This is a genomic window from Streptomyces sp. NPDC060049 (genome assembly GCF_042736715.1).
GTDB lineage: Bacteria > Actinomycetota > Actinomycetes > Streptomycetales > Streptomycetaceae > Streptomyces.
In genome coordinates, this window is the sequence record NZ_JBHWVV010000002.1 from 501,949 (window position 1) to 515,195 (window position 13,247).

General features: G+C 73.7%; 12 protein-coding genes. 3 read left to right on the forward strand and 9 right to left on the reverse strand.

Going from position 1 to position 13,247, the window contains the following annotated elements:
- Positions 1–8: 8 nt before the first annotated feature.
- The 4 genes from ACFWBY_RS05020 to ACFWBY_RS05035 form a co-directional block, all read right to left on the reverse strand.
- The gene (locus ACFWBY_RS05020; RefSeq protein WP_385330142.1) at positions 9–773 is read right to left on the reverse strand and encodes a PIG-L deacetylase family protein; all 765 of its coding nucleotides are present in this window, start codon (positions 771–773) and stop codon (positions 9–11) included.
- Positions 774–823: 50 nt separating this feature from the next.
- Positions 824–2,134, reverse strand: a complete 1,311-nt coding sequence (locus tag ACFWBY_RS05025; RefSeq protein WP_385330144.1) for an alpha/beta fold hydrolase — start codon at positions 2,132–2,134, stop codon at positions 824–826.
- A 179-nt stretch (positions 2,135–2,313) separates the two neighbouring features.
- The gene (locus ACFWBY_RS05030) at positions 2,314–3,399 is read right to left on the reverse strand and encodes an S-(hydroxymethyl)mycothiol dehydrogenase (RefSeq protein WP_385330147.1); all 1,086 of its coding nucleotides are present in this window, start codon (positions 3,397–3,399) and stop codon (positions 2,314–2,316) included.
- A gap of 118 nt (positions 3,400–3,517) precedes the next feature.
- Positions 3,518–4,525: a LysR family transcriptional regulator gene (locus ACFWBY_RS05035; RefSeq protein ID WP_385330150.1), complete on the reverse strand. Its 1,008-nt coding sequence runs from the start codon at positions 4,523–4,525 to the stop codon at positions 3,518–3,520.
- Between the two features lie 70 nt (positions 4,526–4,595).
- Here ACFWBY_RS05035 and ACFWBY_RS05040 point away from each other — a divergent pair, with 70 nt between their 5' ends.
- From ACFWBY_RS05040 to ACFWBY_RS05050, 3 genes are all read left to right on the forward strand, one after another.
- Positions 4,596–5,528, forward strand: a complete 933-nt coding sequence (locus ACFWBY_RS05040; protein ID WP_385330153.1) for a dihydrodipicolinate synthase family protein — start codon at positions 4,596–4,598, stop codon at positions 5,526–5,528.
- Positions 5,529–5,670: 142 nt separating this feature from the next.
- Entirely contained in the window at positions 5,671–6,696 is a 1,026-nt protein-coding gene (locus ACFWBY_RS05045) for a DUF5954 family protein (RefSeq protein ID WP_385330155.1), read from the forward strand.
- Positions 6,697–7,055: 359 nt separating this feature from the next.
- Complete coding sequence (locus ACFWBY_RS05050) at positions 7,056–7,727, forward strand: transglycosylase SLT domain-containing protein (protein ID WP_385330156.1); 672 nt, start codon at positions 7,056–7,058, stop codon at positions 7,725–7,727.
- Here the strand turns inward: ACFWBY_RS05050 and ACFWBY_RS05055 are convergent.
- From ACFWBY_RS05055 to ACFWBY_RS05075, 5 genes are all read right to left on the reverse strand, one after another.
- Positions 7,711–8,634, reverse strand: a complete 924-nt coding sequence (locus tag ACFWBY_RS05055; RefSeq protein WP_385330159.1) for a squalene/phytoene synthase family protein — start codon at positions 8,632–8,634, stop codon at positions 7,711–7,713. The genes ACFWBY_RS05050 and ACFWBY_RS05055 overlap by 17 nt on opposite strands.
- A 70-nt stretch (positions 8,635–8,704) precedes the next feature.
- Positions 8,705–10,417 (reverse strand): serine/threonine-protein kinase, encoded by a 1,713-nt coding sequence (locus ACFWBY_RS05060; RefSeq protein ID WP_385330162.1) that lies wholly within the window; start codon positions 10,415–10,417, stop codon positions 8,705–8,707.
- Between the two features lie 124 nt (positions 10,418–10,541).
- Complete coding sequence (locus ACFWBY_RS05065; protein ID WP_385330164.1) at positions 10,542–10,808, reverse strand: GlsB/YeaQ/YmgE family stress response membrane protein; 267 nt, start codon at positions 10,806–10,808, stop codon at positions 10,542–10,544.
- A 144-nt stretch (positions 10,809–10,952) separates the two neighbouring features.
- On the reverse strand, positions 10,953–11,966 hold the full coding sequence (locus tag ACFWBY_RS05070) for a hypothetical protein (RefSeq protein WP_385330166.1): 1,014 nt from the start codon (positions 11,964–11,966) through the stop codon (positions 10,953–10,955).
- Positions 11,963–13,027, reverse strand: coding sequence for a phosphatase PAP2 family protein (locus tag ACFWBY_RS05075; protein WP_385330169.1), 1,065 nt, complete (start codon positions 13,025–13,027; stop codon positions 11,963–11,965). The genes ACFWBY_RS05070 and ACFWBY_RS05075 overlap by 4 nt, the downstream gene beginning before the upstream one ends.
- Positions 13,028–13,247 lie beyond the last annotated feature (220 nt).

A 13,247-nucleotide genomic window follows, 5' to 3' on the forward strand; every position in this document is an offset into this window, starting at 1 on the left:
CGCACCGGTCAGCGCGGGAAGACCTCGAACGCCACCGCCGGTCGGCCGCCGAACCGGGCCGCCGCCTGCTGGGCGTTGCCCGTCAGGAAGGCCCGGACGTACGTCTCGGGGTCCTCGTCCGTCAGCACCTCGATGTACGCCTTGTGCTCCATCAGGGACTTCACCGAACGCTCCATGCCCGGACCGGCGTCCGCCGCGTGCGTCGGCGTCGTGGTGCCCGCCACCGCGACCCAGCGAACGCCGTTCCACGGCTCCAGGCCCTGCTCGGTCAGGAGTTCGGGGAAGATCCAGCGGTTGCCGGCGTCTCCCGCCGCGTCGAGCGTGGCCCGGCCGACCGCCTTGTGGTCGGGGGTGTTCCACCAGCCGCCGCCGTCGGCCCCGCCCCACGTGTCGCGGTGGTTCATGGTGACGACGAGCTCGGGGCGGTGCCGGCGGATGGCGGCCGCGATGTCCCGGCGCAGGGCGAGGCCGTACTCGATCACCCCGTCGTGGTAGTCGAGGAAGTCGACCGTGGACACCCCGACGACGGCCGCGCTCGCGCGCTGCTCGGCCTCGCGCAGCGGGGCGCATTCGGCGGGGGCGATCGTGTCGATCCCCGCTTCGCCGCGCGTGGCGAGCAGGTAGACGACCTCCCGGCCGCCGTCCGTCCAGTCCGCGACGGCCGCCGCACAGCCGTACTCGAGGTCGTCGGGGTGGGCCACCACGGCGAGCGCCCGCGTCCAGTCGGTGGGCATGGGCTCCAGGGGCTCGGGCCCGTCCAGTTGTTCAGTCATACCTCGCACCATAGGCGAACGGACGGGCGCGGGCCGGCAGCGGCGACCGGTCAGAGCTCGCCTCGTACCAGGGCCAGCAGCCGGTCCAGGACGCGGGGGCCGCCGGCGCGGACGCCGTCGTGCTCGAACTCGTCCGTCACCCAGGTCTTCAGGCCCCGGATCGCCCGGGCGGTGGCCAAGGAGTGCCCGGTGTCCACGTACATGTCGTCGTGGTAGACGGCGGCCGCTACCGGCACGTCGTTGACGGCGAGCCGCGCCGGATCGTACAGCGGCGTCCAGCCGGTACGGGCGGCCAGCAGTTCCACGGTCTCGCGCAGCGGGGCGAGCGCCGGGTCGCAGGTGAAGTGCCAGGGATGGATGGTCTCGCCGGTGAAGTACAGGGCGTCGTCGCCCGCGAGGGCCTTGGCGGCGTCGAAGCGCTGGTGGCCGGCTCGCACCAGCTCGGCGGCCCAGCCGATGGGCGCGCCCGGGTCCTGGGCGTAGATCGCCTCGTGGAGCAGCGCGTACAAGGGGTGCCCGGCGAAGGAGAGTTGGGCGTGGACGGCTTCCAGGAAGGCGTCCGAGAGGGCGGGTCCGGCCGCCGTGGGGACGAAGGCGTCCTCCAACAGGTAGTGCAGCTGGTGGCTGCCGTCCGAGACGCCGAGGAGGAGGCCGAGGGACTGGAAGGCCTCGACCGTCAGGCGGTAGCCGCCGGGGAGTTCGGCCGGCTGCTCGGCGAGGTGTGCGGCGATCCGGCGGGCGCGCTCGACGTCCATGGGGTAACGGGCGTAGTGCGCACGGTTCTTGCGCTCCATGCGGGGGTACGCCGCCTCGTAGACCTCTGCCGGCGTCGCGTCGAGGGAGGGCAGGCCGCCGGTGATCAGGGCCGCGGTCAGCCCCTCGGGGGCGGTGGACAGGTAGTGGGTGACGCAGAAGCCGCCGAAGCTCTGGCCGAGGACCGTCCAGGGCGCGCCGCCCGTGAGGAGGGGCCGGATGGTCTCGGCGTCGCGCACGATGGAGTCGGCACGGAAGTGGGCGAGGTACTCGGCCTGCCGTTCCGGGGTTCCGCGCAGGGGCAGGGTCTGCCGGTTGACCGGCGTGGAGCGGCCGGTTCCGCGCTGGTCGAGGAGCAGGACGCGGAACTCGGACAGGGCCCGCTCCAGCCAGGCCTGCCGGCCGGTGAACCGGCGCGCGCCGAAGCCGGGACCGCCCTCCAGGTAGAGCAGCCACGGCAGGGATTCCGGGTCCTTGCCGGTGGCCGTCAGCTCGCGCGCGTACAGCTCGATCCGCTCGCCGTCGGGGCGGGCGTGGTCGAGCGGGACGCTGAAGTGGTGGTCGGTGAGGACGACACCGGGCTGACGGTAGCTGGCACTGGCGGTCACGGACGGCCCCTCGGGTACCTATGCCCCGGCCGGGTCGCGGCCGGGGTACGGATGAACGGTGCCACCGAGTCTAGTACGGGCCGTCAGAGCCTACTGACCCTTACCGTCGTGCTCGTTCTCGCGCGCTGGTGCTGTGGCCGGGAAGGTGGGCCCTCCTGGTCACGGCACTGGGAACCGGATCAGAGCTCGACCACCGAGCGGAGCACCTCCCCGCGCTCCATCCGCTCGAAGGCCGCCTCGACGCCGTCCAGGGCGATCCGCTCGGAGACGAACGCGTCGAGGTCGAGCCGCCCCTGCAAGTAGAGGTCGACGAGGAGCGGGAAGTCCCGCTCGGGCAGGCAGTCGCCGTACCAGGAGGACTTCAGGGCGCCGCCGCGCCCGAAGACGTCCAGCAGCGGGAGTTCGATCCGCATCTCCGGTGTCGGGACGCCGACGAGGACCACCGTGCCCGCCAGGTCGCGCGCGTAGAAGGCCTGCCGGTACGTCTCGGGGCGGCCGACCGCCTCGATGACCACGTCGGCTCCGTTGCCCCCGGTCAGCTCCTGGATGGCCTTGACCACGTCCTGCGTAGTGGCGTTGACGGTGTCGGTGGCGCCGAGCCCGCGCGCCCACTCCAGCTTCCGGTCGTCCAGGTCCACGGCGATGATCCGCGAGGCTCCGGCCAGCCGGGCTCCGGCCACGGCCGCGTTGCCCACTCCCCCGCAGCCGATGACGGCGACGGAGTCGCCGCGCCCGACGTTGCCGGTGTTCAGGGCGGCACCGAGACCGGCCATCACCCCGCAGCCGAGCAGTCCGGCGGCGGCCGGCGAGGCGGCCGGGTCCACCTTGGTGCACTGGCCGGCGGCGACCAGGGTCTTCTCCGCGAAGGCACCGATGCCGAGGGCCGGGGAGAGCGGGGTGCCGTCCTCCAGGGTCATGGGCTGGGTGGCGTTGTGCGTGGCGAAGCAGTACCACGGGCGGCCGCGCTTGCAGGCCCGGCAGCTTCCGCACACCGCACGCCAGTTGAGGACGACGAAGTCGCCGGGGGCGACGGAGGTGACGTCGGACCCGACCGATTCGACGACCCCGGCGGCCTCGTGGCCCAGCAGGAAGGGGAACTCGTCGTTGATCCCGCCCTCGCGGTAGTGCAGGTCGGTGTGGCAGACCCCGCAGGCCTGGACCCGTACGAGCGCCTCGCCGGGCCCCGGATCGGGCACGAGGATCGTCGTGGTCTCCACCGGCGCGCCCTTGCTCCGGGCGATGACCCCTCGTACGCGATGCGTCACTTGCAACCCCGATCTCGATCACGGTCTGGTCGACTGCCAGGCCTGTCCCCGGACGTCCCGCGAGGGGTCCGGCCGGTCCGGCCAACGTACACGGGCACTTCCGCGTCCGGGAGTTGCCTCACGCCCCGGCGCGCTGGGTGGCCAGTTCCGGTGGTACCGCCGCGCACAGGGCGGCGGCGAAGGCGGCCACGGCGGGGTGGGCGCCGGCCCCGCTGCGGAAGGCCACCTTGGTGCGGCGCTCCATGAGGAGCGGGGTGAGCGCGACGGCCGGGTCACGGGGGCCGGTGATCCCGAGCTGCGGCACCACGGCCACCCCCTGGCCGGCCGCGACCAGTGCGAGGACGGTCGCGAACTCGTCCACCTGGTGGCGGATCCTCGGCGTGAACCCGGCGGCCTGGCAGGCACGCACGGTCATGGTGTGGCAGAGCGTGCCGGGCGTGGCGGTGATCCAGGGTGCGTCGGCGTGGGTACGGAGCGTCGCGCCCTGATCGGCTCCGGCGGTCGGGCCGGGACCCGCCGGGCCGGACGGTGCCGCGAGGCCGGACGGTGCCGCGGGGTGGGCCGGCGCCTCGGGGTCCTCCGGTGCCTCGGGGTGGGCCGGTGCCGCGAGGTACATCGACTCCCGGAAGAGCGGCTCCGAGGCGAGCCCCGGCTCATCCGGCGCGGGGACGAAGTCGTACTCGTGGATCAGGGCCACGTCCAGGTCCCCGGCCCGCAGCGCGTGCGCGACGGCCGCCGGGTCGGTCTCCGACACCATCGGCTCCAACCCCGGATGGCGTCGGGCCAGGGCGGCCAGGGCCGCCGGGACGATGGCCCGGGTGGCGGTGGGGAAGGAACCGATCCGCAGGGCTCCGGCCAGGCCGCTGCGCGCTTCGGCGAGATCGGCGTCGGCCTGTTCCAGCAGCTCCAGCACCGCTTCGGCGTACCGGACCAGGTTCTGCCCGGCGGGGGTGAGCCGGACGCGGCGGCCGGTGCGCTCCAGCAGGGGCAGACCGGCCTCGCGTTCGAGGACGGCGAGTTGCTGGGACACCGCCGAAGGACTGAAGGAGAGCGCCTCGGCCACGGCGGCGATGGTCCCCCGGCGGGCGAGTTCGCGCAGCAGGCGCAGGCGTCGCACATCGATCATCGGCTCAGCTTACGGTTCGAGTAAGGAACGCGAACTGGATTCGACGCTCGGGACGGGCCAGGCTCGACGCATGACACAGAACACCCCGGCACCGCAGCTCCCCGGACACCGCTCCGCCCCGGACGGCCCGCACGGGATCCACGTCCCGCTGATCACCCCCTTCACCGCGGCCGGGGACGTGGCCGCGGGGGCATTGGAGGCGCTCGCCCACGAAGTGCTCGACGCGGGCGCCACCGGGATCACCGCCCTCGGTACCACCGGCGAGACGGCCGCCCTCGACGAGGCGGAGCGCGACCTGGTCACCGACGTCTGCGCCCGGGTGTGCCGCGAACGGGGGGCGTACCTGAGCGTCGGCGCGGGGGCGAGCGGGACACGGGCCGCCGAGGAGTCCCTCGCCCGGCTGAAGCACTGGCCCGAGGCGCGGGCGGCGCTGGTGACCGTTCCGTCCTTCGTCCGGCCCTCGGCCGCCGGGGTGCTGGCCCACTTCACGCGGCTGGCCGAGGTGAGCCCCGTACCGCTGATCGTCTATCACATCCCCTACCGCACCGGGCAGCCGCTGGACGCGGCCGCGCTGCGGGCGATCGGGGCGCTGCCCGGGGTCGCCGGGGTGAAGTACGCGGTCGGCTCCGTCGACCAGGAGACGGTGTCGCTGCTCGGCGACCGGCCGGACGGCTTCGCGGTACTGGCGGGTGACGACGCGTACGCGTCACCCATGCTCGCGCTCGGCGCGGCGGGCGGGATCCTGGCCTCGGCGCACCTCGCGACGGCCCGGTTCGCCGAACTCGACGTGGCCTGGCGGTCGGGCGACGCGGGCCGGGCCCGCGACCTGGGCCACGCGCTGGCCCGGCTGGCCGCGGCGGTCTTCGCCGAGCCCAACCCGACGGTCGTCAAGGGGGTGTTGTACGCGCAGGGCCGGATCCCGACGCCCGACGTACGCCTCCCCCTGCTGCCGGCGAGCGAGGATGCGGTCGCGGCGGCGCGGCGGGAGCTGGCCCGCCTCTAAGGGCTGTCCCTATCGGATCTCGCCGGGCCGGACAGGGGTCGAATCCGGGCAGGGTCATCACCGTTTACCACAACTTCCCTCATTCGGGGCCCGGTTGTGGAGGGCATCGGCGGCCCGGCGGGAGATGTGCCCAGAATGCCTCATGACCAGTGAGGTACCTCCCGGGCGTGAGCACCTCTACTTGAACGTCGAGCCCGTGGCGCACCCAGTGGCCGCGGCGCAGGAAGCCGACGCCAGGGACGCGGCGCGAAGGTACGCGCGCTACGTCATCCGGGGTCCGCTCTTCGGGATCGCCTGCCAGGACGTGGGCGGCGGGCACCGGTGGCGGGTGCTGACCCCGGTCACGTGCGGGGTCCCGCAGGACGCGCGCGACAGCCTGAACTCCGTCCTGTGGTTCCGGGCCAAGGACGACACCGACGACCGGGCCGTCCGCCGGGAGCTGCTGGCGGCCGTGGCGCGGCTGGAGACGGAGCGGGTCGACGAGCTCACGGCGGCCGGCACCCGCTACCGGGTGATGCGGTGCGACGAGATCGTCTACACCAACGACGAGGGCCCCGAGCCGCCCCGGCCCACCGATCCGGAACCGGCCGGGCACGACTGGGAGCCGGCCACCCGCGATCCCGAGCCCGACGCGGGCTTCGTGATCGACCACCTCGCGGCGACCGGCGTCATGGAGGCCACCGAGCGGCTCGCGCTGATGGGCCTGCACTACCGCAGCCCCCGCTACCCGGCCGACGTACGGGCCGACTCCCGGCGGGCGCTGCGGACCCACGCCGGGACCGTGCTGCTCCCGACCGCGTACCGGGTCCTGGAGCGCACCAGCGGAGGCTGGGAACCGGTGACCGTGCCGCTGGCCGGTCCGCACGCCGCGCGCCGGGCGCTGGTGCACATGCTGACCTTGCCCTGGCCCGCCCTCCACGACCTGTCGGAAGCACAGCGCGCCGCTTACGCCCGGGTGGCGGCGGAGTTCCGGGCCGCGGGCGACGCCGACGCGGTGCGCCTCGACGACGGGCGCCACCTGCTGGTCGCACGGATGCGCCGGGTGGTCCGGATCGGGCCTGACGGGCCGGAGGCGGTACGGCCTTCGGACGAGCAGGGGGACGGCTGCGCCCCCGGCCGGATCCACCCCCCGATGGACGAGGACGGCACGGTCACGTACGAGACCTGATTGACCCCTGGTGGGTGATTCGCCACCAACGGGCGGGTCGCCCGAATCAGGCCCGACGACGGGCGACTTGCCCGTTTTGAGCAATCACCCGCCCGCCCGTGATGTGGGTCACGCACACCCGGGCAACATCATTTCCCCGACAAGGCCGATTCCCTTTTCCCGGCGGGAATTTAAGCAATTCCCGGATCTCCATTCAAGGTCATCCACCGGGCACGGGGCGAAAAGTTGATCTCCGGGTCGAATTCGTGTCTTGTTCCCCTCCCGCGAACTGTCTTACGGTCACCTCGTTCCCGGTGGTCAGCTGCCGAATCCGGCCTCCGCCAGGTCTCTCCCGTACCCCCCACGTGAGGAATTCCGCCATGTCCGCAAAGGGAAAGCACCGTCGGCCGAAGCAGCACCACGCACTCACCCGCAAGCTGGCCCTGGCCGGCACGGGCAGCGCGGCGCTGGCCCTCCCGCTGATCAGCGCGACCACGGCCGGGGCCGCCGAAGCCGCCGCGCCGATGACCTATTCCGTGGTCAGCGGCGACACCCTGAGCAAGATCGCGGCCGAGCACTCCCTCAGCGGAGGCTGGCAGCAGCTCTACGAAGCCAACAAGACCACCGTCGGCGGCGACCCCTCGGCCATCCGCCCCGGCCTGAAGCTGAACCTGGGCACCGCGGCGCCCGCCGCCGCGCCGGCCGCCGCGCCCGCCGCCACCACCGAGTACGCGAACAACCTCGACGGATGGATCCGCGAGTCGCTCGCCGTCATGGCGCAGCACGGAATTCCCGGCAGCTACGAAGGAATTCACCGCAATGTGATGCGGGAATCCTCGGGGAATCCGATGGCCATCAACAACTGGGACTCCAACGCGGCTGCCGGTATCCCCTCCAAGGGCCTGCTCCAGGTGATCGACCCGACTTTCCGCGCCTATCACGTCCCGGGCACGTCGATGGACTCCTACGACCCGGTGGCCAACATCACGGCCGCCTGCAAGTACGCCGCAGCGCGCTACGGCTCGATCGACAACGTCAACGGCCCCTACTGATCGGGGCGCGTGCCGTGGTCCTTGCGCGGGCCAGGGTGCGCAGCGGCGCCGCGAATCCGTAACCGACGTCCTTGCGCAGAGCGCCCGTTCCGACCCGCTCGACTGCCGTCAGCTGGTGTTCCATGAGCTCCGTCATCGTCACGGCGACCGCCCGCAGTCCGGGTTCGGTGAAGTCGAGGATGCCGTCGGCCGCGGCGAGGGCGGTACGGGCGCGGGCGCATTCGGCGGCCAGCAGTTCCCGTACGGCCGGGGTGTCGCGGGCCTGTTCGAGGTCGGTCCGGGTCACGGAGTGCTCGTCGAGGCGGGCGCGCGGGATGCAGAGCCGGCCCGCCGCGAGGTCCCCGGCGAGGTCCGCGAGGAAGTCGACGCGCTGGGCGGCGTCCACGAACCGCCGCCAAGCGGCGGCCTGTTCGGCGTCGGGTCCGCCCTGGTACTGCAGTCCCGTGAAGACCATCACCCCCGGCCAGGCGTAGGCGTCGAGGTAGGCCTGGAATTCCTCCTCGGCGGCGAAGCCGTCGAAGACCGCCTCCGCAGTGGCGGCTCCCTCGAGAAACCGGTGGACCCATTCGACGGGCAGGCCGCGGGAGTCGACGGCGTGGGCGTAGGCGCGCAGCAGCGGATCGGGGCTGTCCCCGGTTTCCATGGCGAGGCGCACGTCGGCGGTCAGCTGCTCCAGTCCGGCGGCCCGCTGCCGAACGGTCCCCGTCTCGGCGACGTCGTCGACCCGGTTCATGAAGGCGAGTCCGGCCGCCAGCCAGGGCACGAGCGGCGGTGCGGCCAGCAGGCGCAGGGCCGCGTAGGGCGCGGGCTCCCGGCGCAGGACGCGGCGGGCCGCGTACGTGTAATCGGCGCGGAGCCGCGGGCCGGCGATTCCGGCCGCGGTGAGGGTGTTGCGCCAGGTGGGCATGGTGATGGTGCTCCGCTTCGTGCGCTGTCGGTTCTTCCGGTGTGCTCGGGTCCCCGACCCGGGGCAGGGGTCAGCTGCCGTACACCTTCTTGATCTTGAAGTCGGTGCCGGCGAGGACGTAGCCGCCCTGTCCGTACTCGTCGCTCAGGTAGGGACGGATGGCGGGGGCGCCGAGCCAGGGGGAGACGTTGAGGTAGCGCGAGCTCGGGTTCTCGACGCCCAGCTCCTTGACCGACTGGGCCAGCAGGCCGGGGAGGGCGTCCCAGTCGAGCGCGGCCATGTCCATGAGCGGATCGCCCGCCTTCACGGTGCCGGCGGGACCACTGCGCTTGGCGACGCCGCCCCGGTACTGCCAGGAGTCGACCGTCTTGGCTCCGGGCGCGGTCGGGATGGCAGCGATCACGTACTCGTCGTAGACCCGCATGTCGACGAAGGTCGTGGTGCCCGTCTGCTGTCTGAGCGCTTCGACGGCGGTACGGATGTTGGCCGGGTCCATCAGGCTGCCCTTGGGCGGCGTCGTCGTCCCGGGCGTGCTCGTCTTCGGGGCGGGCGTCGGACCGGGAGGGGAGGCGACGGCGGTGGCCGGGGTGCCGGAGACCGGCGCGGACGGGGTGACCGACGCCTTCGCGTCGCCGCTCTTGCCCGCACCGGCGCCGGCGTTACCGTCGGGCATCCACTTCACGAGGCCGACCACTCCCGCGGTGAGGACGGCCGCGAGGATTCCGGCGAGCATCGCCGGACGGCGGCGGCGCGGGCCGGCCGGGGCGGGGACGGACAGGGGCGTCGTCGACGCGTACGGGTTGCCCGCGCCCGGAACGAACGGCGTGGGGGTGGGCGTCGCCGCGGGGGCCGGAGCCGGGGCCGGGGCGGGTCCGGGGCTCACCGGTCCGAAGTTCCCGAGGGAGACGGGAGGCAGAACCGGGGTGGCCCCGCCGAGAGCACTGCTCGCGTTGCGGAGCAGCGCTTCCAGCTGCCCGGCGTCGGGCCGCGCCGCCAAGTCCCGTACGAGCAGCCGCTCCAGTACGGGTCCCAGCGGGCCGGACCGTACGGGCGCCGGGATCGGCTCGTCGAGCACGGCCACCACTGTGGCCAGGCTCGTGGCCCGGCGCAAGGGGTGCACCCCCTCGGAGGCCACGTACAGCAGCATGCCGAGCGACCAGAGGTCGGAGGCGGGCAGCCCCTCCTCACCGCGCGCCCGCTCCGGGGCGATGTACTCCGGCGATCCGATCAGTACCCCGGTCGAGGTCAGAGCGGTCGCCCCGTGCAGCGCGGCGATCCCGAAGTCCGTGAGCACCGCGGAACCGTCGGGCCGCAGGAGCACGTTGGCCGGTTTCACGTCCCGGTGCAGTACCCCCTCCGCGTGCGCGGCCCGCAGCGCGGAGAGCACGTCGAGACCGAGCCGCAACACGTCGGCCACCGGCATCGGCCCGTCGGCCAGCCTGTCGTGCAGGGAGCCGCCCTTGACCAGCTCCATCACGATCCACGGATGCCCCCCGGCCCCGTCCGCGGGTTCCACGATGTGATGGATGGTGACCACGTTCGGGTGCGCGAGGCGGGCGAGCGCGCGGGCCTCGCGCACGGCCCGTTCCCGCAGTTGGACGGCGAGCCCGGGCTGGGCGGCGGCGGTGGCCGGATCCGGCGGACGCACCTCTTTGAGGGCGACGTCCCGGTGCAGCGCGATGTCGCGGGCCCGCCACACCGTCCCCATCCCGCCGCTGCCCAGGGGCTCCCCCAGTTCGAAGCGTCCGTCGATCAGTTGTCTGCCGGCCTCACTGCTGTCCATGGCCGGTCATCGTAGGCGCCGCCCGGGACCACGGCGCGGGCGGTGCCCGTCCGGAGCGGCTCGACCGGCTTGACCCGGCCGACCGATCGGCGGTCGCGCGCGTCGCGATGGTCAGTGGGCGTGGTCAGTCGCGGGAATTGCCGAACAAGAGGCGGTAGCCGATGAGCAGGACCATGGAGCCCGTGATGGCCGAGGCCCAGGTCGCGATGTCGAAGAAGTCGTTCTGGATCGAGCGGTCCAGGAACTTCGCCGAGAGCCAGCCCCCGATGAAGGCGCCGGCGATGCCGATGAGTGTGGTGCCGATCAGTCCGCCGGGGTCACGGCCGGGCAGCAGGACCTTGGCGATCCCGCCCGCGAGCAGTCCGAGGATGATCCAGCTGATGATGCCCATGCCCGTTCACTCCACTCTTGTCGGCGCGTTCGGCGCGCCTCGTGCGCGCGTCCCGCGCCCGTCTCACGGAGGAGGACGCGCGACCGGGTGAATCGGTTCTCCTCTACGCCCGCGCGGGCGGCAGCACCAGGCCGTATCCAGGGGTCATGCCGCCGCTCCGGCCATCGGCTCGGCCGGTGAGCCGGAGGTGGACGGGGATGCGGACGTGGGCGGGGACACGGAAGGGGGAGGGGACACGGAAGGGGAAGGGGAAGGGGAGGACGGCGGGGAGGCGGGTGGAGGCGACGACGGGGACGGGGCCGGGCTCGCGGCCGCCGACGGCAGCGGGGCGGCCGTCGGCTGCGCGGGTGTTCGCGTGAGCAGCAGCACACCGCGCGCCGCCGCGACCGCGCCCGCCGCCGCCAGCAGGATCCCGATCGCCCCGCCTTGGAGGCGTTCGCCGAGCAGCACCATGCCGATCGCGGCCGCGGCCAGCGGGTTGGCGAGGTTGACCACCGCGAGCGGGGCACCGAGGCCGCCACGGTAGGCCCGCTGGGACAGGAGCATCCCGCCGACCGCGAAGACCACGACGAGCAGGCCCACGGAGACGACCCGGTAGCTGAGCAGGGCCCCGCCGCGGCCGCCCGCCACGGCGACGGTCTGGGTCAGGGCGGAGGCCGCCGCCGAGGCCAGCCCGGAAGCCGTCGCATGGCGCAGCCCCGAGCTCGTGTCCCTCCGCGCGGTCAGCAGCACGATCACCGCGGCCGTCGCGCCGGAGACGGCGAGGGCTTCGGCCAGGGTGAGGGTGTCGTCGGGGGCCGGGCCGGAGGCGGGCAGCAGGAGCAGCCCGAGCCCGGCGACGGTGGCCAGGGTCCCGCGCCACTCGGTGCCCGCGACCCGGCGCCCGGCGCCGCGCGCGCCCAGCGGGACGGCGGCGACGAGGGTGAGCGCCCCCAGCGGCTGGACCAGGGTGAGCGGCCCGTACCGCAGGGCGGCGGCGTGCAGGAGGGCGGCGGCGGCGTTCAGCCCGGCCGACCACCACCAGCCGCCGTTGCCGAGCAGCGCCGCGGCGCTGCGTGCGACCGCGCGGCGGGCGAGTCGTTCTTGGGCGACTGCGGCGGCCGCGTACGTGACGGCCGAGGCGAGGCAGAGCAGGACGGCGACGAGGGTGGCGTTCACCGCGCCGCTCCTGAGGTTCCGACGGTGGCCGCCGGTCCGACGCCCGCCGGTCCGACGCCCGCGGGTCCGAGCGCGGGTCCGAGCGCGGAGCCGACGGGGCCCGCGGCGGCGGGCGCGGGTCCGGCGGACCCGGCCGGGCGCGGACGCGGCAAGCTCCTCAGGGCGACGAGCGAACGGGTGGCCGGGCGCGGGACGAGAAGCAGGGCGGCCCCCAGCAGCAGGGCCGCCACGATGGCGTCGAGCCAGTAGTGGTTGGCGGTGCCGACGACCACCAGCAGGGTCAGGAGCGGGTGCAGCAGCCACAGTGCGCGCCAGCGCGAGGAGGTGGCGGCGATCATGCCGAGGGCCAGCATCAGCGCCCAGCCGAAGTGCAGGGAGGGCATCGCGGCGAACTGGTTGGCCATGGTGTCGGCGGCGGGCGCGGCCCCGTAGACGCTGGGGCCGTAGACCTGGCCGGTGTCGATCAGGTGGGTGGCGGCCAGCATCCGCGGGGGCGCCAGGGGAAGGCTCAGGTGCAGGACGAGGGCGGCTCCGGTCAGGACGGCGAGGACGCGGCGGGTCCAGAGGTAGTGCGCGGGACGGCGTACGTAGAGCCAGCCGAGGAAGAGCACCGTGGCGGGGAAGTGCACGGCCGCGTAGTAGGTGTTCGCGGCGTGTACGAGCGTGTCCCCGGGGCCGTCCAGCAGCAGGCGCTGGACCATGCCTTCGCCGGGCAGGCGCAGGGCGCGTTCGACGTCCCAGACGCGGCCGGCGTTGCGGAAGGCCTCGTCGGTACGGCCGGTGGAGAGCAGCCGGCCGGCCTTGTACACGGCGAAGAGACCGGCGACGAGCAGCAGTTCGCGCAGGAGGCGGCGGCGCGGCCCGGCCGTGACCGAAGCGGAATCCACGGCCGGCTCCACGGACGGCTCCACGGACGCACCCGGCTCGCCCTGCGCGTTCGACTCGCCCTGCGCGCGCGACCCGTCCCGCGCACCCGGTGCGCTCCGCTTGCGCTGCTCGCTCGGCGGTCCCGGAGTGAGCGGCCCCGCGCCGGCCTCGGCAGGTGTGGTGTGGGAGGTCATCCCCCGGTCTCGCTTCCTGTACACGGGCACACATCGACACGCCAGTGTATCGATACATTGGCGTATCGATACGACTGTGTACCGATACGAGCGTGTACCGATACGCTCGCGTTCCCGTAGACTTTCACTGGAACGGGATCCGGCCAGACACGACGGGACCCGGCCAGATACCGTCGGATCCGGCACCGAGGCCCAGAGACCCCGAAGCGCCACCGAGGAG